The sequence below is a fragment of the Mycobacterium sp. NPDC050041 genome, from assembly GCF_049541695.1.
GTDB lineage: Bacteria > Actinomycetota > Actinomycetes > Mycobacteriales > Mycobacteriaceae > Mycobacterium.
The window spans coordinates 157,350-180,666 of the sequence record NZ_JBMVDG010000007.1 but is presented as its reverse complement, the minus strand read 5'-3'; the positions used below and the strand labels follow the sequence as shown (position 1 = coordinate 180,666).

At 69.5% G+C, this 23,317-nt stretch carries 25 protein-coding genes; 14 read left to right on the top strand and 11 right to left on the bottom strand.

The window, feature by feature from the left end:
- Positions 1-75: 75 nt before the first annotated feature.
- On the top strand, positions 76-1,182 hold the full coding sequence (corA, locus tag ACPCHZ_RS21360) for a magnesium/cobalt transporter CorA (RefSeq protein ID WP_423486561.1): 1,107 nt from the start codon (positions 76-78) through the stop codon (positions 1,180-1,182).
- Here the strand turns inward: corA and ACPCHZ_RS21355 are convergent.
- The 6 genes from ACPCHZ_RS21355 to ACPCHZ_RS21330 form a co-directional block, all read right to left on the bottom strand.
- The gene (locus tag ACPCHZ_RS21355; protein ID WP_423486560.1) at positions 1,179-1,784 is read right to left on the bottom strand and encodes a suppressor of fused domain protein; all 606 of its coding nucleotides are present in this window, start codon (positions 1,782-1,784) and stop codon (positions 1,179-1,181) included. The genes corA and ACPCHZ_RS21355 overlap by 4 nt on opposite strands.
- Entirely contained in the window at positions 1,781-3,145 is a 1,365-nt protein-coding gene (locus tag ACPCHZ_RS21350) for an ABC transporter ATP-binding protein (protein ID WP_423486559.1), read from the bottom strand. Before ACPCHZ_RS21350 ends, ACPCHZ_RS21355 begins: the two co-directional genes overlap by 4 nt.
- 3 nt (positions 3,146-3,148) lie before the next feature.
- A complete protein-coding gene (locus tag ACPCHZ_RS21345) occupies positions 3,149-3,973 on the bottom strand; it encodes a carbohydrate ABC transporter permease (RefSeq protein WP_364976652.1) in 825 nt (274 codons plus the stop codon).
- A gap of 13 nt (positions 3,974-3,986) precedes the next feature.
- Entirely contained in the window at positions 3,987-4,901 is a 915-nt protein-coding gene (locus tag ACPCHZ_RS21340) for a carbohydrate ABC transporter permease (protein WP_423486558.1), read from the bottom strand.
- A complete protein-coding gene (locus tag ACPCHZ_RS21335; RefSeq protein ID WP_423486685.1) occupies positions 4,898-6,295 on the bottom strand; it encodes an ABC transporter substrate-binding protein in 1,398 nt (465 codons plus the stop codon). Before ACPCHZ_RS21335 ends, ACPCHZ_RS21340 begins: the two co-directional genes overlap by 4 nt.
- Positions 6,296-6,494: 199 nt before the next feature.
- The gene (locus tag ACPCHZ_RS21330) at positions 6,495-7,022 is read right to left on the bottom strand and encodes a general stress protein (RefSeq protein WP_364974138.1); all 528 of its coding nucleotides are present in this window, start codon (positions 7,020-7,022) and stop codon (positions 6,495-6,497) included.
- Positions 7,023-7,153: 131 nt separating this feature from the next.
- Here ACPCHZ_RS21330 and ACPCHZ_RS21325 point away from each other — a divergent pair, with 131 nt between their 5' ends.
- Both ACPCHZ_RS21325 and ACPCHZ_RS21320 read left to right on the top strand, forming a co-directional pair.
- Positions 7,154-7,927, top strand: coding sequence for a DUF4190 domain-containing protein (locus ACPCHZ_RS21325; RefSeq protein WP_423486557.1), 774 nt, complete (start codon positions 7,154-7,156; stop codon positions 7,925-7,927).
- The gene (locus ACPCHZ_RS21320; RefSeq protein WP_423486556.1) at positions 7,924-8,349 is read left to right on the top strand and encodes a DUF4190 domain-containing protein; all 426 of its coding nucleotides are present in this window, start codon (positions 7,924-7,926) and stop codon (positions 8,347-8,349) included. Before ACPCHZ_RS21325 ends, ACPCHZ_RS21320 begins: the two co-directional genes overlap by 4 nt.
- Here the strand turns inward: ACPCHZ_RS21320 and ACPCHZ_RS21315 are convergent.
- Positions 8,324-9,325 carry an HpcH/HpaI aldolase/citrate lyase family protein gene (locus tag ACPCHZ_RS21315; RefSeq protein ID WP_423486555.1) on the bottom strand — a complete coding sequence of 334 codons (1,002 nt, stop codon included), beginning with the start codon at positions 9,323-9,325 and terminating at the stop codon, positions 8,324-8,326. The two genes, ACPCHZ_RS21320 and ACPCHZ_RS21315, sit on opposite strands and share 26 nt — an antisense overlap.
- 25 nt (positions 9,326-9,350) lie before the next feature.
- On the opposite strand from ACPCHZ_RS21315, the gene ACPCHZ_RS21310 reads away from it, so the two are divergent.
- The 5 genes from ACPCHZ_RS21310 to ACPCHZ_RS21290 all read left to right on the top strand — a co-directional run bounded on the left by ACPCHZ_RS21310 (position 9,351) and on the right by ACPCHZ_RS21290 (position 14,506).
- Positions 9,351-10,646, top strand: coding sequence for a magnesium transporter MgtE N-terminal domain-containing protein (locus tag ACPCHZ_RS21310; protein WP_364974149.1), 1,296 nt, complete (start codon positions 9,351-9,353; stop codon positions 10,644-10,646).
- A complete protein-coding gene (locus ACPCHZ_RS21305; protein ID WP_364974152.1) occupies positions 10,643-11,188 on the top strand; it encodes a DUF1003 domain-containing protein in 546 nt (181 codons plus the stop codon). Before ACPCHZ_RS21310 ends, ACPCHZ_RS21305 begins: the two co-directional genes overlap by 4 nt.
- An 89-nt stretch (positions 11,189-11,277) precedes the next feature.
- A complete protein-coding gene (locus ACPCHZ_RS21300; RefSeq protein ID WP_423486554.1) occupies positions 11,278-12,603 on the top strand; it encodes a lytic transglycosylase domain-containing protein in 1,326 nt (441 codons plus the stop codon).
- A gap of 48 nt (positions 12,604-12,651) precedes the next feature.
- The gene (locus ACPCHZ_RS21295) at positions 12,652-13,794 is read left to right on the top strand and encodes an Mrp/NBP35 family ATP-binding protein (RefSeq protein WP_423486553.1); all 1,143 of its coding nucleotides are present in this window, start codon (positions 12,652-12,654) and stop codon (positions 13,792-13,794) included.
- Between the two features lie 70 nt (positions 13,795-13,864).
- Positions 13,865-14,506, top strand: coding sequence for a glycoside hydrolase (locus ACPCHZ_RS21290; RefSeq protein ID WP_423486552.1), 642 nt, complete (start codon positions 13,865-13,867; stop codon positions 14,504-14,506).
- Positions 14,507-14,543: 37 nt separating this feature from the next.
- Here ACPCHZ_RS21290 and tatB read toward each other — a convergent pair whose 3' ends face one another.
- From tatB to sigE, 4 genes are all read right to left on the bottom strand, one after another.
- Positions 14,544-14,951, bottom strand: coding sequence for a Sec-independent protein translocase protein TatB (tatB, locus tag ACPCHZ_RS21285; RefSeq protein WP_423486551.1), 408 nt, complete (start codon positions 14,949-14,951; stop codon positions 14,544-14,546).
- Positions 14,952-14,953: 2 nt separating this feature from the next.
- Positions 14,954-16,447, bottom strand: a complete 1,494-nt coding sequence (locus ACPCHZ_RS21280; protein ID WP_423486550.1) for a S1C family serine protease — start codon at positions 16,445-16,447, stop codon at positions 14,954-14,956.
- Positions 16,448-16,514: 67 nt separating this feature from the next.
- Positions 16,515-16,913, bottom strand: a complete 399-nt coding sequence (gene rseA, locus ACPCHZ_RS21275; RefSeq protein WP_423486549.1) for an anti-sigma E factor RseA — start codon at positions 16,911-16,913, stop codon at positions 16,515-16,517.
- A gap of 83 nt (positions 16,914-16,996) precedes the next feature.
- Positions 16,997-17,755 (bottom strand): RNA polymerase sigma factor SigE, encoded by a 759-nt coding sequence (sigE, locus tag ACPCHZ_RS21270; protein WP_364976654.1) that lies wholly within the window; start codon positions 17,753-17,755, stop codon positions 16,997-16,999.
- Between the two features lie 177 nt (positions 17,756-17,932).
- On the opposite strand from sigE, the gene ACPCHZ_RS21265 reads away from it, so the two are divergent.
- From ACPCHZ_RS21265 to ACPCHZ_RS21240, 6 genes are all read left to right on the top strand, one after another.
- Positions 17,933-18,595 (top strand): O-methyltransferase, encoded by a 663-nt coding sequence (locus tag ACPCHZ_RS21265; RefSeq protein WP_364974169.1) that lies wholly within the window; start codon positions 17,933-17,935, stop codon positions 18,593-18,595.
- 157 nt (positions 18,596-18,752) lie between these two features.
- Positions 18,753-19,409, top strand: coding sequence for a TetR family transcriptional regulator (locus ACPCHZ_RS21260; RefSeq protein ID WP_423486548.1), 657 nt, complete (start codon positions 18,753-18,755; stop codon positions 19,407-19,409).
- The gene (locus ACPCHZ_RS21255) at positions 19,409-20,353 is read left to right on the top strand and encodes an ATP-binding cassette domain-containing protein (RefSeq protein ID WP_423486547.1); all 945 of its coding nucleotides are present in this window, start codon (positions 19,409-19,411) and stop codon (positions 20,351-20,353) included. The genes ACPCHZ_RS21260 and ACPCHZ_RS21255 overlap by 1 nt, the downstream gene beginning before the upstream one ends.
- Positions 20,350-21,999 (top strand): ABC transporter permease, encoded by a 1,650-nt coding sequence (locus ACPCHZ_RS21250; RefSeq protein WP_423486546.1) that lies wholly within the window; start codon positions 20,350-20,352, stop codon positions 21,997-21,999. Before ACPCHZ_RS21255 ends, ACPCHZ_RS21250 begins: the two co-directional genes overlap by 4 nt.
- A gap of 8 nt (positions 22,000-22,007) precedes the next feature.
- Entirely contained in the window at positions 22,008-22,682 is a 675-nt protein-coding gene (locus ACPCHZ_RS21245; RefSeq protein WP_423486545.1) for a methyltransferase family protein, read from the top strand.
- 18 nt (positions 22,683-22,700) lie between these two features.
- Entirely contained in the window at positions 22,701-23,315 is a 615-nt protein-coding gene (locus ACPCHZ_RS21240; protein ID WP_423486544.1) for a DUF4126 domain-containing protein, read from the top strand.
- Positions 23,316-23,317: the final 2 nt, after the last annotated feature.

Genomic DNA, 23,317 nt, shown 5'->3' with positions numbered 1-23,317 from the left:
GTGGGCCCCAGCTTCGGCGCGTAGCATCTGTACGGCCCGAACAGGGGTTTCGACCGTGTCGCAGGAGGTGGGCCCATGCCGTCGTTCCGCTCCCTGCCGCCGTCGATGGTGCGAACCTCCACCCGCAACAGGTCCGTGCATCCCGACGCCTCGACCATCCACGTCCCCGTCGCGCGGGCGATGGTGGACTGCGGGGTGTACTGCGAGGGCAGGCGGCTGCCGGGCAAGTTCACCCACGCCGCGGCGCTCTCCCGGGTGCGCGAACTGGAGGCCGACGGCCGCCCGGCGTTCGTGTGGATCGGGCTGCACGAGCCCGACGAGCACCAGATGCAGTCTGTCGCAGAGGTTTTCGGCCTGCACGAACTGGCCGTCGAGGACGCGGTGCACGCCCACCAGCGACCGAAGCTGGAGCGCTACGACGACACCCTGTTCCTGGTGCTCAAGACCATCAACTACGTCGAGCACTCGTCGATCGACAACGCGCGGGAGATCGTCGAGACCGGCGAGATCATGGTGTTCGTCGGCGCGGACTTCGTGGTGACCGTCCGCCACGGCGACTTCAGCGGGCTGGCCGGGGTGCGCAAGCGGATGGACGCCAACCCCACCAACTGCGCGTTGGGTCCGTACGCGGTGATGCACGCGATCGCCGACCACGTCGTGGACGGCTACCTCGACGTCACCGACCTCGTCGAGACCGACATCGACGCGATGGAGGAGAACATCTTCTCCCCCGCCAGCACCACCGACATCGAGCACATCTACCTCCTCAAGCGGGAAGTGGTGGAGATGCGCCGCGCGGTCACCCCGCTGACGCTGGCGTTGCAGCGGATCGGCACCGATCACAACGACCTCATCTCCAAGGAGGTCCGGCGCTACATGCGCGACGTGCTCGACCACAACACCCAGGCCGCCGACCGGATCGCCAGCTACGACGAGGTGCTCAGCTCACTGGTGCAGGCGGCGGTGGGCAAGGTGTCGATGCAGCAGAACACCGACATGCGCAAGATCTCGGCGTACGTGGCGATCGCGGCGGTGCCGACCGCGATGGCGGGCATCTACGGGATGAACTTCGACAACATGCCCGAACTGCACTGGACGTACGGCTACCCGGCGGTGCTGCTGGTGATGGTCACGGTGTGCTTCCTGCTGTACCGCACGTTCCGCCGCAACCACTGGCTCTAAACGGGGCGCGCCGCGGGCCTGTCCGGGTCCAGGATGTCGACCCCGTCGGCGGTCCAGGCGTCCCGCATCGCGTCGGCGCCCTTGAGTCGCACCCACGCCGCCTCGGTGGGAGTGATGGGTGTCGCCGTCAGCACGGCGACCGGGGCGATCGGCCCGGGCAGTGCGATCTCGCCGATGTCGCTGTCGCTCAACAGGAATGCGGTGAAGGGCGCCCGGTCGAACAGCGGCTCGCCGAGGTCGACGAGTGCGCCGGGTTCGAGCACCAGCCCTTCGACAGCGGGTGCGGCGGCCAGTACCGCCACCGAACGGGCGAGGCCCTTCGGGGTGGTGCCCCGCAGGGCGACGGTCACCTCGGCGCGGGGGCCGTGGATGGCGTCGGTCACCAGTTCGGTCGGATCGAACATCGGGTGTCGCGAACAGCCAAGGGAGACGAAGTGATTGACGCCCTCCATCCCGGGCCGGCCGTCCGGACCGAAGCGCAGCACGTCGATGCGCTCGGTGCCCAGGAACGTGATGCTGGCCGCGGCGGGGTCCGCGACGATGCCGGCCCGAGCGAAGTGCTCGCCCAGCCGGGCGCGGACCACGGCCAGGACGTCGGTCACTCGGCAGGCGGTTTGGTCGGCTGGTCGGGGTCGCGCTCCTCGGCAGCGTCGGCAGGCGCCTTGTCGTGCTTGTCGTGCTTGTCGTGCGCCCCCTCGGCGGATGTCTCGGTGGCGGGCGCTTCGGCAGGCTTCTCCGCAGCAGGCTTCTCGGCTGCGGGGACCTCGTCGGCGGCCGCGGGTTCCGTGCGCTCCCCCGCAGGCGGGATGGTCAGGTTCGCACCGGTGTCCGCGTCGAAGATCACCAGCTTCGACGTATCGAAGGCCAGCTGCAGCGACTGGCCCACCGCGACCTTGGACTCCGTGGAAACCCTTGCCACGAACTCGTTCTCACCGGCTCCGGACTCGGCCGCGAGCTCGGCCAGCTGAGCGGACTGCGCGCCTGCTCCTTCGGACCTGAAGTGTACGTACTTGTCGGCGCCCAGCGACTCCACGATGTCGACCTCGACGTCGAAGGTCAGTGCGCGGATACGGGCATAGCCGTCGAGCAGGGCCGCGTCCTCGAGGTGTTCGGGACGGATCCCGACGATGACGTTGGCCGGCCTGGGGTGGCGGGCGAGCATGTCGTGCACGTGCTGTGTGAGGGTGATGTCGCCGAACGGCAACCGCACCCCGACGTCGGTCATCGTCGCCGGGAAGAAGTTCATCGCCGGGGAGCCGATGAAGCCCGCGACGAACAGGTTGGCCGGCCGGTTGTAGAGCTCCTCGGGGGTGCCGATCTGCTGAGCCACACCGGCCAGCATCACCACCACCCGGTCACCCAGGGTCATCGCCTCGGTCTGGTCGTGCGTGACGTAGACCGTGGTGGTGCCCAACCGGCTCTGCAGACGCGAGATCTCCGAACGCATCTGGACCCGCAACTTGGCGTCGAGGTTGCTCAGCGGCTCGTCCATCAGGAAGGCCTTGGGGTCGCGCACGATCGCGCGTCCCATCGCCACCCGCTGCCGCTGCCCGCCCGACAGCTGACCCGGCTTGCGGTCGAGGAGTTCGGTGAGGTCGAGGATCTTGGCCGTCTCGGCCACCTTCGAGGCGATCTCGTCCTTCTTGACCTTCGCCAAAGTCAGCGGGAAGGCGATGTTCTGCCGCACCGTCATGTGCGGGTACAGCGCATAGGACTGGAACACCATCGCGATGTCGCGGTCCTTGGGCGCCTTCTCGTTGACGCGCTCGCCACCGATGCGGAGTTCACCCGACGAGATCTCCTCCAGCCCGGCGATCATGTTGAGCGTGGTGGACTTTCCGCACCCGGACGGGCCGACCAGGATGATGAACTCGCCGTCGGCGATGGAGATCGACAGGTCCTTGACCGCCGTCGCGCCGTTCGGGTAACTCTTCGTCACCCCGTCCAACACTATTTCGGCCATCGACTACCCCTTCACCGCACCGGACGTCAGGCCAGCGACGATCCGTCGCTGGAAGATGAGAACAAAGATAATGATCGGGATGGTGATCACCATCGCCCCCGCCGCGATCGACCCGGTGGGCTCCTCGAACTGCGAGCTGCCGGTGAAGTTCGCGATCGCCACGGGCGCGGTGATGGCCCGCTGAGTGGCGGTCAGCGACAACGCGAGCAGCAGGTCGTTCCAGGCGAAGATGAACACCAGGATCGCGGCGGTGACGATGCCCGGCGCCGCCAGCGGCGCGATCACCTTGCGGAACGCCTGGGCGGGTGTGGCGCCGTCCATCTTCGCCGCCTTCTCCAGGTCCCAGGGGATCTCCCGGAAGAACGCCGACAGTGTGTAGATCGCCAGCGGCAGCGCGAAGGTGATGTAGGGGATGATCAGGCCGGGCCAGGTGTCGAACAAGCCGATCCGGCGCTCGATGTTGAACAGCGGGGTCACCAGCGAGATCTGCGGGAACATCGCGATCAGCAGCGCGACGCCGACGAGCAGCTTCTTGCCCGGGAACACCAGCCGCGCCACCGCGTAGGCCGCCATGCCGCCGACGAGCACGGCGATCGCCGTGGTGATCAGGCCGATGCCGATCGAGTTGATCAGGGCCGAGGAGAAGGCGTCACCGGAGAAGATGCCCTTGTAGTTCTCGAAGGTGATCTCGGACGGAATCAGCTTGCCGTCCTTGACTGTTGACGTCGGCTTCAGGGACAGGCTCAAGATCCACAACACCGGCACCAGCGCGTAGATCACCACGAGGACGTTCGCGACGGCCCACCCGGCGCCGCGTCCGGGACCAATCCGCTCGGCCACGTCAGCGCCTCTCCTCGTCGGATCCGGGCGCGGACGCCCCGAAGAGCTTGATGTAGATGAACGCGATCAGCGCCACGCACAGGAAGATCAGCACACTGATCGCCGAACCGAGCCCGATGTTGAAGGCCTTGAACAGGTTGTCGTAGCCGAGAATCGACACCGAACCGGTGTTGTTGGCGCCCTGGGTCAGTACGTAGATGTTGTCGAAGATCCGGAACGCGTCGAGCGTACGGAACAGCAGGGCCACCAGGATCGCCGGTTTGATCAGCGGCAGAATGACTTTGACCAACCGCTTCCAGGCGCCGGCTCCGTCCATCTGCGCGGCGCTGAGCAGATCCTGGGGCACCAGCGCGAGCCCGGCGAGCAGCAGCAGCGCCATGAACGGGGTGGTCTTCCACACCTCGGCCAGCACGACGATCGCCAGCGACGGCAGTTGTTCGGTCAGCGGTGCGCTGCCCTCGGGCAACAGGTTCGCCAGGTAGCCGGTGCCCGGCGTCCACGCGTAGTACCAGCTGTAGGACGCCGCGACGGTGACGATGCCGTACGGGACGAGGACAGCGGTGCGCACCACGCCCTTGCCGAAGATGGTGCGATGCATGACCAGGGCGAGCGCCATGCCGAGCACGAATTCGATCGCGACCGACACCACGGTGATCGCCAGGGTCACCAGCAGTGCCGTCCACCAGTAACCGTCGGTGAGGACCGTGACGTAGTTCGACAATCCGACGAACTCGGTGTCGTCGGGGGTGGCGAGGTTGTAGCGCTGCAGGCTCAGCCACACCGCGTACCCGATCGGGTAGGCGGTGACGGCGAGCATCAGGAGCACGGCCGGGGCGATCAGCAGGAACGCGAGCCGACGCTCCGACCTGGTGTCGTCGGTACCGGTTGTCGCCACGGAGTCCACTCCGGCCGTCACGGGATGAGTCCCTTACCGTCGATCGCCTTCTGAACCTGTTCGGCGAGTTCGTCGGCGGTGCGTTCAGGATCGATCGCGGTGATCGGCGCGAGGGTTACCGAGATCCGGGTGGACACCGCTTGATACTGCGGGCTGGCCGGTCGGACCGCGGCGTCGGTGAGTTGTTGACGGATGATCTCGTACTGCGGGTAGCGCGCCTGGAAGGCCGGGTCGTCGTACAGCGAGGCCCGGACCGCGGGCAGGCCGCCCTCGACCGACGTGTACCGCTGGTTCTCCGGGCTGCGCAGGCAGCGGACCACCTCGAACGCCTCCGCCTTGTGCCGGCTGGTCTCGGCCACGGCGAGGTTGAGCCCGCCGAGGGTGACCTTCGCGGGTCGGCTCGGGTCGACCCTCGGGAAGGGTGCGAACCCGAACACCTCGCGGCTGGCGTCATAGGCGGTGCGGAACTGATCGTCGCTGGGCGAGAACGTCCCCTCCTCGTTGATGGCGCTCGTCAGGTCCGGTCGCTTGTCCAGCGGGAGGAAACCGACGCCGCCCTTGACCGCGTTCTCCAGCATCGACGGCAGCACGAAGGGCCAGTTCACCTCCAGTGCGGCTTTGCCCTGCTCGAGCGCCAGGCGGGCGGTGCTCTCGTCGGTCTGGGTGATCGACGGATCGGCACCCGGTGCGGTGGCAACCGACTTGATGGTCTGCAACGCCTTGACGGTCGCAGCCCTGTGCTCCGGCGTGTCGGTGAGCGTGACCGTCTTGCCGTCGTCGGAAAGCACCTGTCCGCCCGCGCTTTCCAGAAGCGTGTTGAACCACACGACCAGACCTTCGTACTGCTTGCCCTGCACGGCAATCCAGCTCGGCTGACCGGCCGCCTTCAGCCGGCCCGCCTCCGCGACCATCGCGTCCCACGTCGCGGGTGGCTCGGGCATGAGATCGGCGCGATACCAGAGCACCTGGGTGTTCGTGGTGACCGGCGCCGCGTACAGTTCGTCGTCCCACGTCGCCGTCTCCAGGGGCCCGGGCAGCGTGTCGGTGGTGGCATCGGTTTCCGCAAGCCCGGCGGGGTCATCGGAGAGCGGGACGATCCAGCCGGCTTCGGCGAACTCTGGCGTCCAGACCACGTCCATCGCCATCATGTCGAGCGTCTTGTCGTTGCCGGTCAATCGGCGGGCGAGTTGCAACCGCTGCTCATCGGCGCTCTTGGGCAAACTGATCTGTCGGATGGAGAAGCCGTTGTCCAGCTGCTCCTCGCACCGCTTGGCCAGTGCGGAGAACGTCGCGAGTTCGTTAGCCGAGGTGTACAGATTGATGACATTGCCGCCGCCATCCGATCCGCACGCCGACACCACCGACGCCGTCGACAACGCGGCGACTGCTGCAGCACATAGCCGCCGAGCGCGCACCACCGGTCTCCCGTCCACATCCGATGTCACCGCCGAGGCGGCTCCGCTGCGGGAACCTCCCGCGCGCAAACCGTAGAGCGATTCGCGCGTGATGCGCAACACTTTCGGCGCGTGCCGGGATATCGACGGGCAATCGTGACCTGCGGACGCCTCCGCGCCCGGCCGTTTCCCGGGCGGGCCACGGGTCCCCCGGGGGACGTCAGATGGTCAAGCGGGCCAACAAATCCCGGCCCCGCTCGGCGCCCTGCGGATCGCACAGCACGTCGTAGCGTCCGGCGACGAGCTGCATGGTCGAGCTGAAATCTCTTGTGCCGCGCGCCATCGCGTAGGGAATGGCCGAGGTGATCAGCCCGAAGAACACGCCGGCGATCAGGCCGGTCAGCAGCGCGCCCCAGGGGCTGGGGCTGAAGAAGCCCAGGATCAGACCGATGAACAGGCCGAGCCAGGCACCGGAGAGCACCCCGCCGCCGAGCACCTTGGGCCAGCTCAGCCGGCCGGTGACCCGTTCCACCTGCATCAGGTCGACCCCGACGATGGTCACCTGCTGCACCGGGAATTCCTGGTCGGACAGGTAGTCCACGGCCCGCTGCGCCTCGGCGTAGGTGGGGTACGAGCCGATCGGCCACCCCTTCGGCGGGGTGGGCAGCGCGGCCGGCCCGCCGCGCACCGGCGAAGGGTTGGCGGGCGTCGCGCCGGGGGTCTGGCCGGCGGAAAAGGGGCTCGTCATCGGTGGTCATTCTCCTCTATGAAGGCCTCCGTCGCAGCCTTCTCACACCAGTTCAACGCCCCTGCGGCCGACTTGGTGCCCGCCGCGCACATGATCACGGGCGATGGGCGTGTTGCGCTAGGTTGAAACCCATGACCAATCCGGACGGGAACGCAGGCGAGACGTCATCATCCGAGTCCTCCTCCGGGTCCGCCGAGCCGGCCTCGGGCGGCTACGAGGCGCCCGGGACCAGCGGATACGAGGCGCCGCCGATCGAGCAGTCCGCCCAGGCCGACGTGGCTCCCTCGTCGGCCGGGCCCACCGACCTGCCGCCCGCGTACGCCGCTCCCCCGAGCTATCCGCCGCCGGGCTTCTCGCCGCCGGACTACCCGCCGCCGCCGGCCTACCCGGGTTCTTCCTACCCGCCGCCGTCCTACCCGGATCAGTCGTACCAGGGCCAGGGCGGCTACCCGCCGCCGCAGTACGACGCCGGCGGCTACACCGCGCCCGGGGGCGGCTACGGCACCCCGGGCGACTATCCGCCGCCTGCGGGCTATCCGCCGCCCTCCGGCTACCCGCCGCCCTCGGGGTACCCGTCGCAGCAGGGCTACCCGGCTCAGCCCGGATATCCGCCACCGGCCGGCTACGGCTCGCCCGCCGGCTACCCCCCGCCCGACTACTACGGCGCCTACGGCGCGCCGGGCAAGACGAACGGTCTGGCCATCGGCTCACTCGTGGCCTCGGCCGTCGGGTTGCTGTGCTTCATCGGGTCGATCATCGGCATCGTGCTCGGCATCGTCGCGCTGAACCAGATCAAACAGGACCAGGAGGGCGGTAGGGGCCTCGCCATCGCGGGCATCGCGGTCGGCGGAGTCACGCTGTTCCTGAGTCTGATCGTCTGGGGCGCGATGATGAGTTCGGCGTGACCGGCGACCCGGAACCGCACGCGCGCGGCATCGAGTACCCGTCGCTGGGAAACTCGCCGCGTCCACCCGAAGCGCCATGGCCCGGCCAGTGGGCCGCGACTCCGAATCACCCGTCGGGCCATCCGGGCTATGCCGGGTATCCCCCACCGCCAGGTGGGTACGGCCGTCCGCCGGGCACCAACACCAACGCGATCATCGCGTTGATCGCGTCGGCGGTGGGCCTCGTGCTGTGCGGCGTACCGGCGATCGTGGGCGTGGTCCTCGGCGTCATCGCGATGCGCGACACCCGCCGCACCGGCCAGGAGGGTCACGGGCTGGCTCTGACGGCGGTCATCCTCGGCGCCGTGGTACTGGCGTTCTACGCGATCTACCTCATCGTCATCGCGGGTCTGGTGTTCATGAGCCCGCAGTGGGCGCCGTAGCGCTACCTGCCTGAGCGGGCGGCTCGAACCGCTCGCCGGTACGGCTCATCCCTGCGGCACGGCCCTTGGCGGCGATCACCAAAGCCATCTTCCGGCTCGCCTCGTCGAGCATCTCCTCGCCGAGCATCACCGCACCGCGTGCACCGCCCGCGCGCGACGTGTGCCACTCGTAGGCCTCGAGGATCAGCTCGGCGCGGTCGTAGTCGTCCTGCCGCGGGCTGAAGATCTCGTTGCCCGCCGCGATCTGCCCGGGGTGCAGCACCCACTTCCCGTCGTAGCCCAGCGCTGCCGACCGGCCGGCGACCCGGCGGAAGGCGTCGACGTCGCGCACCTTGAGGAACGGACCGTCGATCGCCGCCACCCCGTGTGTGCGCGCGGCGATCAGGATGCGCATCAGCACATGGTGATACGCGTCGCCCACGTCGTAGCCCTCGGGCTGTTCACCGACCACCAGCGTGCGCATGTTGAGACTGGCCATCATGTCGGCGGGGCCGAGCACCAGCGCCTGCACCCGCGGGCCCGCGGCGATCGCGTCGATGTTGGTCAGCCCCTGGGCATTCTCGATCTGCGGCTCGATGCCGATTCCGCCGATCTCGAGGCCGTGCATCGTCTCCAGCTGCGTCAGCAGCAGATCGAGCGCCTGGACGTGCGCCACGTCGGTGACCTTGGGCAGCACGATGAGATCCAGCGTCGCGCCGGCTTCGGCGACGGAGGTGACCACATCGATCACGTCGGCGTGGGTCCACGGCGTGGTCCAGTCGTTGACCCGGACACCGCGCAGCTGACCCGACCACCCCGGGCCGGCCAGGGCGGCCGCCACCTGCCGTCGGGCGTCGGCCTTGGCGTCGGCGGCCACCGCGTCCTCGAGGTCCAGGAACACCTCGTCGGCGGGCAGGCCCTTGGCTTTCTCGATCATCTTGGCGCTGCTACCGGGAACGGACAGGCAGGTTCGGCGGGGTCGATATGCGTTGTGCACGGGTCCACTCTTTACCCTTTGAGGCATGGCGTCGGTGAACAGGGTCTATGCGGCACGGCTGGCGGGCATGGCCGTGCTCGGTCCCGACGGCGAATCGATCGGCCGGGTGCGCGACGTCGTGATCAGCATCAGCATCGTCAGGCATCAGCCTCGTGTTCTGGGTTTCGTGGTCGAACTGCTCACCCGCAGAAGGATTTTCGTGCCGATCCTGCGGGTGACGGCGATCGAGCCGAGCGCGGCGACACTCAACACCGCGAACGTGTCGCTGCGCAAGTTCTCGCAGCGGCCCGGTGAGGTGCTGGTGCTCGGGCAGGTGCTCGAGACCCGGGTCAGAGTCGACGATCCCGATCTGCCGCAGCTCGCCGGAATCGACGTCGTGGTGGTCGATCTCGGCATCGAGCAGACCAGGACGAGGGACTGGAAGGTCACCCGCGTCGCGGTGCGCCCGCAGCGAAGACTCGGCAGGCGCAGCAATATCCACATCGTCGACTGGCAGAACGTGCACGGCTTGACGCCGTCCGGGCTGGCCATGCCCGACCAGGGAGTGGCCTCACTGCTCGAGCAGTTCGAGGGCCAGCGGCCGATCGAGGTTGCCGACGCGATCCGCGAGCTGCCCGCCAAGCGGCGCTACGAACTCGTCGCGGCCCTCGACGACGAACGCCTCGCCGACGTGTTGCAGGAGCTGCCCGAGGACGACCAGGCCGACGTGCTGAATCATCTGAAGACCGACCGCGCCGCCGACGTGCTGGAGGCGATGGACCCCGACGACGCTGCCGACCTGCTGGGCACCATGACGCCGGCCGACGCCGAGGCGCTGCTGCGGCGGATGGATCCCGAGGATTCCGAGGACGTCCGACGCCTGCTCAGCCATTCACCCGACACGGCGGGCGGACTGATGACCTCCGAACCGGTGGTGCTGGCCCCCGACAACACCGTCGCCGAGGCACTCGCCCGGGTGCGCGACCCCGACCTGACGCCGGCGGTGGCGTCGCTGGCGTTCGTCGCCCGGCCACCCACCGCCACCCCGACCGGCCAGTACCTCGGTTGCGTGCACCTGCAGCGGCTGCTGCGGGAGCCGCCGGCCGCGCTCGTCAGCGGCATCCTCGACTCCGACCTGCCGAGCCTGGCGCCCGAGGACTCGCTGGCCGCCGTCACCCGCTACTTCGCCGCCTACAACCTGGTCTGCGGTCCGGTGGTCGACGAGGAGAACCATCTGGTCGGCGCGGTGTCGGTCGACGACGTGCTCGACCACCTGCTGCCCGACGACTGGCGCGAGCGTGCCGACGAACCGGAGCTCTCCGGCACCGAGGGTTCGGCATGAGCGACTCGTCGGCGCGCAGCCGGCTCGACACCCCGCGGTCGTCGCGGCGGCGCTTCTCCGTCAACTTCGACCGCGAGGTCGTCGGGCAGTACGGCGAGAAACTCGCGCGCTTCCTCGGCACCGGCCGCTACCTGGCGGTGCAGACGATGATCGTGATCGTCTGGATCGCGCTGAACCTGTTCGCGGTCGGCCTGCGGTGGGACCCCTACCCGTTCATCCTGCTCAACCTGGCGTTCTCCACCCAGGCGGCCTACGCCGCGCCGCTGATCCTGCTGGCCCAGAACCGGCAGGAGAACCGCGACCGGGTGTCGCTCGAAGAGGACCGGCGCCGCGCCACCCAGACCAAGGCGGACACCGAGTACCTGGCGCGTGAGCTGGCGGCGTTGCGACTGGCCGTCGGCGAGGTGGTCACCCGCGACTACATGAGGCGCGAACTCGAGGAGATCCGCGAAATGATCGCCGCGCTCGAACCGGCCGGGGATGCAGCGACAAGGGACGCGAGGCCCGACGGGAGCGAACGCCGGGGCAAGCGGTCCAGTTAACGCATCAGTGGACCAATGCGATAACACGCGTAACAAGAGATGGGTATGGTGACTTGGTTCACACGTCACCGCGGACCGAGGACGGTTGAGTGCGCATAGGGGGAGGGGCGGCCGTCGCGGCCGCACGACGTCACGCAGGGCGGGCCTTGGGCTCGCCCGCGTTCGGTATCGCCGTGCTGATACCCGTCATTCTCGTCGGCGCCGTCGGCGCCTCCGCACCCGATGCGAGCTCCACGACGCGGGACTCGGCGGTGACTCCCCTGGCCGCCGTCGAGCCTTCTCCCCGAGACCGGGTGGGTCCCAACGTGATCGCGGTCAAGATGGCGCCGCGGGATTACCGGATCGCCGCCTCGTCGGCGTCCGCCCCGCCCCCGGCCGCAGTCGTCAACGCGCCGGGCAGCCTCGGCATCCCGGCCATGGCACTGAGCGCGTACCGCAATGCCGAACGGATGATGGCGAAGACGTACCCCGGGTGCGGCGTGAGCTGGAACCTGCTGGCGGGAATCGGACGCATCGAGTCCATGCACGCCAACGGCGGCGCCACCGACGCCCGCGGCACCGCACGGCAGCCGATCCTGGGTCCGGCACTGGACGGCACCCTGGCGGGCAACGAGGTCATCGTCCAGAGCCGCACGGCCGACCGGGTGACGTACGCCAGGGCGCAGGGTCCGATGCAGTTCCTGCCCGGCACATGGGCCCGCTACAAGTCCGACGGCGACGGCGACGGCAAGGCCGAGGTGCAGAACCTGTTCGACGCGACGCTGGGCGCCGCGCGTTACCTCTGCAGCGGCGGGCTCAACCTTCGCGACCAGTCCCAGGTGATGACGGCGATCCTGCGGTACAACAACTCCGTCGCCTACGCCCGCAACGTGCTGAGCTGGGCCGCCGGTTACGCGACCGGCGTGATGCCGGTGAACCTGCCGCCGATCACCGGGAGCGCGCCGGTACTCGGCCCGCTGGATGCCGGTCACCTCGCCGCCTACCAGGGACTGGGCCCGGGGATGCCGCGCGACGCGTCAGGCCTGCCCGCCGACGACCCGCTGGCTCTGATGCCGCTCATGGGCCGCGCCGGCGCCCCTCCCGGAGACGTCCCCGGCTTCGCGCCCGGCCAGTCACTCGGCCCGCTGCCCGGACCGGCACCGGCATCCGTCGCCTCCGCACCCCCCGCGCCGGTTCCGCCGCCGTGGACACCGCCGTGGATGCAGCCACCGCCGGCACCGCGTTGCGTGGTGTTCTGCCTCGACGGGAACGCCACTCCCGCATCGGCTCCCGCTCCCGGCCCCGGTGTTCCGGCATCGGCTCCTGCGCCCGGCCCCGTCGCTCCCCCGGCGGCCGGCCCCGGGCCGGCGGCAGGCGCGGCAGCTCCACCGGCGCCCGGCCCGGCACCGGGCCCGGCGCCCGGCCCTCCCGCCTGACCGGCCGCGGTCACGACGGACCGCAGCAGCGGCCTACACTCGCGGGTGATGTCTTCTTCTTCCTCTGAGCTCGAGAGTGCGGTGCGCGCCGCGCTGACCAAGGTCATCGACCCCGAGTTGCGACGGCCGATCACCGAGGTCGGCATGGTCAAGGACGTGACGATCGAGGCCGACTCGAGCGTCCACGTCGAGATCTACCTGACCACCTCCGCGTGTCCGAAGAAGACCGAGATCTCCGAACGCGTGCAGCAGGCGGTCGCCGACGTGCCCGGCACCGGCGCCGTCAAGGTCAGCCTCGACGTGATGAACGACGAGCAGCGGGCCGAACTGCGCGTACTGCTGCGCGGCGACTCCCGCGAACCGGTGATCCCGTTCGCCCAACCCAATTCGCTGACCCGCGTGTACGCGGTCGCCTCCGGCAAGGGCGGCGTCGGCAAGTCCAGCGTCACGGTGAACCTGGCCGCCGCGATGGCCGCGCGTGGACTCGCCGTCGGTGTGCTCGATGCCGACATCTACGGCCATTCGGTGCCCCGGATGATGGGCACGACGGACCGGCCCACCCAGGTCGACTCGATGATCCTGCCGCCGATCGCCCACGAGGTGAAGGTCATCTCGATCTCGATGTTCACCCAGGGCAACACCCCGGTGGTGTGGCGCGGGCCGATGCTGCACCGCGCGTTGCAGCAGTTCCTCGCCGACGTGTACTGGGGCGATCTCGACGTGCTGCTGCTCGACCTGCCGCCCGGCACCGGTGACATCGCGATCTCGGTGGCACAGCTGATCCCGGGCGCGGAGATCCTGGTGGTGACGACGCCGCAGGCGGCCGCCGCCGAGGTAGCCGAGCGGGCGGGCGCGATCGCCCTGCAGACCCGTCAGCGAATCGTCGGCGTGGTCGAGAACATGTCGGGACTGCTGCTGCCCGACGGGTCGACCCTGCAGCTGTTCGGCGAGGGCGGTGGCCGCAAGGTGGCCGAGAGCCTGTCCCGTTCCGTGGGCGCCGACGTGCCACTGCTCGGTCAGGTGCCGATCGACAAGGCGCTCGTCGACGCGGGCGACTCGGGCGTTCCGCTGGTGCTCAGCGCCCCGGATTCGCCGGCGGGCAAGGAGCTTCGCGGCGTCGCCGACGCGCTGTCGGCACGCAAGCGCGGGCTGGCAGGCATGTCGCTGGGCCTCGATCCCGCCGGCCGCTGAGGGTCGATTTTCTTACCATCAACACCAACAGCCCCACACCACGCGACCCACGACACTAGAGTGCTGACTCGTGACTAGCGCACCTTCCGCCAACGGCCGCGGCCGGTTGCTGGCGCTGGCGGGTTCCGTTGTCGTCTCAGCAGCGCTGCTCTACGTGCAGGCCGCCAAGCCGCCGTCCGCCGAGGCACCCCCCGAGGCGGCCAGCCAGCAGGCCATCGTCCCCCCCGGGCCGCCGCCTGCCGGCAATCCCGCGCCGGTCGCCGAGTTGCTGGCGGCACAGGCGCCGGTCGCCACCACCCCCACCCTGTTCGAGCTGCCGCGCGGCATCGCCCCGGAATCCGGTCTGCAGGTGAACACCATCCGCGCCGCGCGTGCCATCAGTGCGCTGTTCCCGGAGATCAAGACCATCGGCGGATACCGGCAGGACGCGCTGAAATGGCACCCCAACGGTCTGGCGATCGACGTGATGATCCCGAACCACGGCAGCGAGGAAGGCATCGCGCTCGGCAACCAGATCGCCGGCTACGCCCTCGCGAACGCCAAGCGCTGGGGCGTCATCCACGTCATCTGGCGGCAGGGCTTCTATCCGGGCGTCGGTGCCCCCAGCTGGACCGCGGACTACGGCAACCAGACGCTCAACCACTTCGACCACGTCCACATCGCCACCAACGGCGGCGGATACCCGAGCGGGAACGAGAAGTACTTCGTCTGATCCCGCGGCTGTTACGGAACGGATCGACGGGCGCTGATCAGGTCGCGTCGGTGTCGAACCGCGTGGTCGCCGGCGTACTCGGGCTCGGCGGCTCGGTCGCGGCCTGCGGCGGGACCGGCGGAGTCGGTGCGCTCACCGGTTTCTCGGTCGGCTTGTCGAACGCGGTGAAGATCGAGTCGTCGCCGTCGAGCAGGTGTTTGGTCAGCGCGGCCCGCGGCGTCATCCCGCGCAGCTTCTGCAGCTCGCTGAGCGGCTCGCGCAGGTCGTCGAACTCCGGTCCGAGATCCTGGCGCAACTGGGTGGTGGCGCCGCTGACGTAGTCGCGGGCCTGGCGCAGTGCCCCCGACGTCCACCGGATGGCGCCGGGCAGCCGCTCCGGGCCGAGGATCACCAGACCCGCGATCACCAGGAGCAGCATCTCGCCCCAGCCGATGTTGGCGAACACGGTCAGACGGTGTTGTCGGGCGTCGGGGTCACGGTCAGCGTCACCGGACGGCCTTCGCGCATCACCTCGATCGGCGCGGGCTCGCCGATCTTGAGCTGCCGCACCGCGACGACGAACTCGTCGGCGTCGGCCACTTCCCGCGACCCGACCTTGACGACGACGTCGTTCTCCAGGATGCCGGCCTGCTCCGCGGCACTGCCTGCCTTCACGTTGGCGACCTGGGCGCCGGACGCGACGTCGTTGCTGACCGACCGCGCGGTGAGGCCGAGGGTCGGATGCGAGATCCGGCCGTCCTTGATCAACGCGTCCATCACCATCTTGACCTCGTTCACCGGGATCGCGAAGCCGAGGCCGCTGGCGCTGTCGGAGAGTGACTTGCCCGCGGTGTTGATGCCGATGACGTTGGCGTTCATGTCGATCAGCGGACCGCCGGAGTTGCCGTGGTTGATCGACGCGTCGGTCTGGACACCGTCGATCACGGTGTCGGTGTCGGAGCCGTCACCCGACAGCGGCACCGGCCGGTGCAGCGCGCTGATGATGCCCTGGGTGACCGTGCTGCGCAGGCCGAGTGGCGCGCCCGCGGCGATCACCTCTTCGCCCACCCGCAGCTTGTCGGAGTCCCCGAGCTTCGCGACGCTCAGGTCGTCGACGTTGTCGACCTTCAGCACGGCGAGGTCGGTCTTGGGGTCGCGGCCCACCAGGTTGGCCGGAACCTCCTTGCCGTCGTTGAACACGACCTTGATCTTCGACTCGGCCGGTTTGGTGGCCGCCTCGGAGATGACGTGGTTGTTGGTGACGACGTAGCCGCGGGGGTCGACCACCACCCCGGAGCCCTGGGAGCCCTCCTTGCCGACGGTCGCCTCGATGGTGACCACCGCGTCGGCGACCTCGGCGGCCACCTTCATGAACCGGCCCTCGGGCGGGTCGTCGGCGTCGGCGGTGTCGAGCGTCGCCTCGGAGGTGGTGAATGCCGACACCGGGTCGGCCGTCAGGTAGCCGATCCAGCCGCCGAGCACGCCGACGACGAGGGCGATCACGCCCACGATCGCGAGTGCCACGAACGACACCCGCCGACCGAAGACCACGTCACGGACGCCGAGCCGGCCGGCAGGCGCGGCAGCGTGCGTCGCCGTGGACTGCGGCATGGCGGGGGTGCCCAGCGACGCGGCGGACGCGGGATTGCGCCAGGGGTCGTCGGTCTCGTCGGCGAGTCCGGCGTCGCGTTCGGCATCCAGTGCGCCGGCGTCCGCAGGGTGGCGCTGCAGGGACTCGCCGCCTGCCCGCGGCCGCCCGAACGCCTCGGCCAGCACGGGGTCGGCCGCCTTGTCCCTCGGCGTGTACTCGCCGCGGTCGCGGAATTCGGCCTCGGCCACGAAGGAGCCGCGGAACCCGTCGGGGCGGCCGAACGCGCGCTGGGCAGCGGGGTCGACTGCGGGGCGGTCGACAGGGCGCGGGTCCAGACGCTGGCTGTCGCCGGACGGGTCCTGGTTGGTCACGCGTCATTCACCTTCTGCTGGGAGCGCCCGCCGTCGCCGGCGCAGGTCGAGCTGACTCGCATCTAGCCTACCGGCGCTTGCGACGGGCTCGGCTCGGGTCGTCAGCAAACTGCGGCTGTGCCGGCTCTTCGGCCGACTGAGGCGGGGTGCAGTGCGGGATCTGCGACAACATCCCGAGCAGGGAGGTCGGCACGGCGATCGGGCGCGAGTCCCGCAACGCCGAGCGGGCCTGGCCCTGCGCCTCCACCTCGGCTGCGCACTGTGCGCACAGCGAGAGATGCGACGCGGCGCGCAGGTGGGCGTTCATGCCGAGTTCGCCGTCGACGAACGCGGCTACCGCCTCGATCGAGAGGTGCTCGGTGGAGCCGAACTGCCGCGGCGCTCCGACCGGCGCGTCGTTCTGCGACGCGAACGGGGTGGGTAACCAGGAGAAAGCGCGACGGAACACATGTCCCGGGTCGACCATCACCCAGCTCCTCTCCACTCATCACGGCGCGCGGTGCTCACTTCGAATGTAGCGCGAGACGTCCCGCCGGACACCTGTGACGGTCAGGCGGATCTGGCCGTTTCCGACGAGTGGCGGGCCAGGTGGTCACGCAGCGCCTGCCTGCCGCGGTGGATGCGACTGCGCACGGTGCCCAGTTTCACTCCGAGCGTGGCGCCGATCTCCTCGTACGACAGGCCCTCGATGTCACACAGCACAACCGCGGCCCGGAACTCCGGCGGCAGCGAGTCGAGGGCGGCCTGCAGGTCGGGGCCCAGGCGCGAGTCGTGGTAGATCTGCTCCGGGTTGGGGTCGTCGGCCGGGACGCGGTCATAGTCCTCGGGCAGCGCCTCCATGCGGATGCGGCCGCGACGCCGGACCATGTCCAGGAACAGGTTGGTGGTGATGCGGTGCAGCCAGCCCTCGAAGGTGCCGGGCTGGTAGTTCTGCACCGACCGGAACACGCGGATGAACGTCTCCTGCGTGAGGTCCTCGGCGTCATGCTGGTTGCCCGACAGGCGGTAGGCCAACCGATACACCCGATCCGCATGCTGGCGGACGAGCTCGTCCCAGGACGGCATCGACGACTTGTCGCCGGTGGCGTCGAAGACCGCGGTTCCGGTCAGCTCGTCGGTCGTCTCCACCCAGTCCGAGTCGGCGTACTGCTCGAGGTGCGCCATCGTGACGGGAGCCGGTTGTGCAGCGGTGGTGGTCGTCAGATCCTCCAGGTCAGGGCCGTCGTCAGACGACGACTGCTCGATGTTCGCGGCAACGCGACCGTCCAGGTCGTTATTCCCGAAGCGCCAGCGTCCGCCGTTCTCCATGCCGATACCGTTCCTCATCGCTGTGTGCAGCGCGTATGAGCACACTGAAGTTTCCCTGAGAAACGTGTCTACCCCTAGTCCAACCAGCGAAAACCCGGGATTTACGACGCAAATCACACGTTGCCGCGCGGGCGTGTCGACGCTTTGGCCGCAGGACGCGCGATCTACGCTGCGGGCATGGCCAGCACCGACGACCCGACCGCGCAGCCGTCCAGCCGTGCCGCGGCGATCGTCAACCATGCCGAGCAGTCCATCTCGGAGGATTCCATCGTCGCGGCCGCCCGTGAGCGCGCGGTCGACATCGGCGCCGGCGCGGTCACGCCCGCGGTGGGCGCGCTGCTCAGCGTGCTCGCCCGGCTGACGGGCGCGCGAGCGGTCGTCGAGGTCGGCACCGGCGCCGGGGTGAGCGGCCTGTGGCTGCTGTCGGGCATGCGCGAGGACGGCGTGCTCACCACCATCGACGTAGAACCCGAGCACCAGCGGATCGCCAAGCAGGCATTCGGTGAAGCGGGAATCGGGCCGGGCCGCAGCCGGCTGATCAGCGGCCGCGCCCAGGATGTGCTGACCCGCCTCGCCGACGAGTCCTACGATCTGGTGTTCATCGACGCCGACCCGATCGACCAGCCGCAGTTCGTCGTCGAAGGCGTCCGGCTGCTGCGCTCCGGCGGCGCGATCGTGGTGCACCGGGCGGCACTCGGCGGCCGTGCCGGCGACGCGTCGGCGCACGACGCCGAGGTCAGCGCGGTGCGCGAAGCGGCCCGGCTGATCGCCGAGGACGAGCGGTTCACCCCCGTTCTGGTACCGCTCGGTGACGGCCTGTTGGCCGCCGCGCGCGACTGACACCCTCTGCACGCCCCTGATCTCAGCGCGAGCAGACACAAAGTGCGCCGGTTCGACGGCGTGTCGGGCCACTTTGCGGGGGGCACCTCCCGCTTGCGGGGGCCTTCTCGTGGTCAGCTCTTGACCGTGGGCTGAACGCGCGTTTAGTCTACTGAACATGCGTTCAGCACCGGAGGACAGGACGGCCGTCGCACGCATCCGCGACGCGGCGATCGACCAGTTCGGTCAGAACGGCTTCACGGTGGGACTGCGCAGGATCGCCGACGCCGCCGGGGTGAGCGCCGCACTGGTGATCCACCACTTCGGCTCCAAGGACGGGTTGCGCAAAGTGTGCGACGACTACATCACCGAGCAGATCCGCAGCACCAAGTCGGCATCGATCCAGAGCAAAGACCCGTCGACGTGGTTCGCCCAAATGGCCGAGATCGAGTCCTACGCGCCGATGATGGCCTACCTGGTGCGCAGCATGCAGTCCGGCGGCGATCTGGCGAAAGCGTTCTGGCACAACATGATCGACAACGTCGAGCAGTACATGGAGGAAGGCGTGCGCGCCGGCACGATCAAGCCGAGCCGGGACCCCAAGGCGCGGGCCAAATATCTTGCGATGACCAACGGCGGCAGCTTCCTGCTGTACCTGCAGATGCACGCCGACCCGACCGATCTGCGCGCCGTGCTGCGCGACTACGCCCAGGACATGGTCGTCCCCGCGCTCGAGGTGTACTCCCACGGCCTGATGACCGACTCGACGATGTACGACGCTTTCGTCGCCCAACAGGCGACGGGTGAGCCCATCCCCACGTCGAAGGAGAAGTGATGGCCACGACACCCGGCAACCAACCCATCGAGATCCACGGCCTGGTCAAGAGATTCGGCGCGGCCCGCGCACTCGACGGGCTCGAACTGTCCGTCGCCGAAGGCGAGGTGCACGGCTTCCTCGGCCCCAACGGCGCGGGCAAGTCGACGACCATTCGCATCCTGCTCGGCCTGGTGCGCGCCGACGGCGGCACCGTGCGACTGCTCGGCGGCGACCCGTGGACCCACGCGGTCGACCTGCACCGGCAGATCGCCTACGTGCCCGGCGACGTGACGCTGTGGCCGTCGCTCACGGGCGGCGAGACCATCGACCTGCTGGCCCGGATGCGCGGCGGTCTCGACGAGACGCGCCGCCGGGAGCTCATCGAGCGCTTCGACCTCGACCCGTCGAAGAAGGCCAGAACGTACTCGAAGGGCAACCGGCAGAAGGTCTCGCTCATCTCCGCGTTCTCCTCACGCGCCCGCCTGCTGCTGCTCGACGAGCCGAGCACCGGACTCGACCCGTTGATGGAGAACGTCTTTCAGCAGTGCGTCGCCGAGGCGCGCGACCGTGGCGCCACGGTGCTGCTGTCGAGCCACATCCTCGCCGAGACCGAGGCGCTGTGTGAGCGGGTGACCATCATCCGCGCGGGCCGCACCGTCGAATCCGGCACGCTGGAGTCGATGCGGCACCTCTCCAGGACGTCGATCAAGGCCGAGATGGTCGGCGACGCAGGTCAGCTCGAGCGCCTCCTGGGCATGGACGGCGTGGCCGACGTCTCGGTCGACGGGCACACGCTGCGTGCGCAGGTCGACGCCGAACGGCTCGGTGAGGTGATCAAGGCGATCGGCGACGCCGGGGTGCGCAGCCTGATCAGCCAGCCGCCCACGCTGGAGGACCTGTTCCTGCGGCACTACGACACCAGCGACACCTCCGACGACGAGCCCGAGAAGGTGACGGCGTGAGCACCACACTGGACCGCCCGCACCACCAGCCCGCCCATCAGGCCCCGCCACGGGGCTCTCATTTCTCGGGAACCGCTGGGCTGCTTCGTCTCTACCTCCGTCGCGACCGCATCGTGGTGCCGCTGTGGGTGCTGCTGCTGTCGGTCCCGCTGGCCACCGTGTACGTCGGCAGCACCGAGGCCGTCTACCCCACGCAGGCCGACCGCGCGTCGCTGGCCGCGACCATCATGGCCAGCCCGGCCCAACGGGCGCTCTACGGCCAGGTCTACAACGACAGCCTCGGTGCCGTCGGCATCTGGAAGGCCGGCATGTTCCACGTGCTCATCGCAGTGGCGGTGATCCTGACCGTCATCCGGCACACCCGCGCCGACGAGGAGACCGGCCGCACCGAACTCCTCGACTCGACCGCTGTCGGGCGGTACGCGAGCCTCACTGCGGCGCTGCTGCTGTCGGCCGGTGCGTCGGTGCTCACCGGGGTCATCGGCTTCGCGGGCCTGGCCACCCTCGACATTCCCGTCACCGGCTCACTCGCCTTCGCACTGGCGCTGGCGTGTTCGGGCCTGGTCTTCACCGCCGTCGCGGCCGTGGCGGCCCAGCTCTCGCCGAGCGCCCGCTTCGCCCGTGGCGCCGCATTCGGTGCGCTGGGCGCGGCGTTCACCCTGCGCGCCGTCGGCGACGCCGGACCTCGCGCGGAGTTCCTGACGTGGCTGTCTCCGCTGGGCTGGTCGCTGCAGGTGCGCCCGTTCGCAGGCGACCGGTTCGCGGTGCTGGCGCTGCACGTGCTGCTCACCGCGATCCTGGCGGTCGTCGCCTATCGGCTGCTGGCCGGTCGCGACGTCGGCGCCGGATTGATCGCCGAGCGGCCCGGCGCACCTCGCGCTGGTGGCGGCCTGCGCGGCGCGACGTCGCTGGCATGGCGCCTCAACCGCGGGTCGATGCTGGTCTGGACGGTCGGCCTCTGTCTGTACGGACTGCTGATCGGCAGCATCGTCAACGGCATCGGCGAAGAGATCGGCAACAGCGAGATCTCCCGTGACATCGTGAGCCGTCTCGGCGGCAGCGAGGTCATGGAACAGGCGTTCATCGCGGTGGCCTTCAACATGCTCGGCATGGTGACCGCGGCGTTCGCGATCTCGCTGACCCTGCGGCTGCACCAGGAGGAGAGCAGCGCGCGGGCGGAGACACTGCTCGCCGGCGCCATTGCCCGAACCCGTTGGCTGGCTGGTCATCTCGTATTTCCCATCGTGGGATCGGCAGTCGCACTGCTGCTGTCGGGCGCGGTCACCGGCCTGGTCTACGGCGCAAGTGCGGGAGACGTCTCCGGCACGCTGCCCACGGTGCTGGGCACCGCCGCGGTGCAGCTGCCCGCGGTGTGGCTGCTAGCGGCGGTGACGGTGGCGATCTTCGGGATCGCGCCGCGGTTCACGCCGGTCGCGTGGGGTGTCCTGGTGGTGTTCGTCGCCGTGTTCCTGCTGGGATCGCTGGGCAATTCACCGCAGTGGCTGATCGATCTCGAACCGTTCGTGCACATCCCGCATGTCGGCACCGGTGGGTTCACCGCGACGCCGCTACTGTGGTTGCTGACGATCGACGCCGCATTGATCGCTGCGGGCGTCCTCGCCTTCCGCCGCCGCGACGTGCGCTGAGGAGCACCGTGAAGATCGCACTGCAGACTTTCGGATCGGCACTGTTCTCCTTCGCCTTCTTCGGGCTGGCACTGTTCGTGCCCGCCGGCACCGTCCACTACTGGCAGGCGTGGGTGTTCATCGCCGTGTTCGTGGTGTCGACGATCGGGCCGAGTCTGTACCTGGCGATCCGCGATCCCGCCGCCATGCAGCGCCGGATGAACGCAGGCCCGACCGCCGAGGCGCGTCCGGTGCAACGATTCGTCGTCGCCGGTGTCGTGCTGCTGGTCGTCGCGATGCTCGTGGTCAGCGCCCTCGATCACCGGTTCGGCTGGTCGTCGGTGCCGGGACCCGTCGTCGTCATCGGCTACGTGCTTGTCGCGGTGGGCCTGTTGGTCGCCCAGCTGGTGGTGATCCAGAACCGCTACGCCGCAGCGACGGTGACCGTCGAGGCGGACCAGCCGCTGGCGTCCACCGGGCTGTACGGCATCGTGCGGCACCCGATGTACACCGGCGCGGTCGTCATGCTCCTCGGCACCCCGCCGGCCCTGGACTCCTACTGGGGTCTCGTCGCGATCGTGCCGGGACTGGCGCTGCTCGCCCTGCGGATCCTCGACGAGGAGAAGCTGCTGGTCGAACAACTCGCCGGGTACCGCGAATACACCGGGCAGGTGCGCTTCAGGTTGCTGCCCTTCGTGTGGTGACGCGCTCATAATGACCCAGTGGAGCTGCTGACCGGCCTCGGCCTGGCGACCGCCGCGGGACTGAACGCCTACATCCCGCTGCTCGCTCTCGGGCTGCTGGCCCGGTTCACCGACCTGGTGTCGCTGCCACACACCTGGTCCTGGCTGGAGAACGGCTGGGTGATGGTGATCGTCGCGGCGCTGCTGGCCGTCGAGGTGGTGGCGGACAAGATCCCGGCGCTCGACACCGTCAACGACATGATCCAGACGTTCGTGCGACCCACCGCCGGCGGCATCGTCTTCGGCTCCGGCACCGCGGCACAGACCGGTGCGGTCACCGACCCCGGCGCGTTCGCCGAGTCCGGTCAGTGGGTGCCCGTCGCGATCGGCGTCGTCACCGCGCTCGCCGTGTCGCTGACCAAGTCGGCTATGCGGCCCGCGGCCAACGTCGCCACCGCCGGTGTCGCCGCGCCGGTGCTCTCCACACTCGAGGACGTCACCAGCATCGGCCTGGTGTTCGTGGCGGTGTTGCTGCCCGTGCTGGTGCTGGTCGCACTGGTGCTGCTGGCGTGGATGGCGGTCGCGCTGCTGCGCCGCCGGCGACGGCGCCGCCGAACCGAGACGGCGGGCACGGCGCTCGAGCCGCCCAGTTGAGC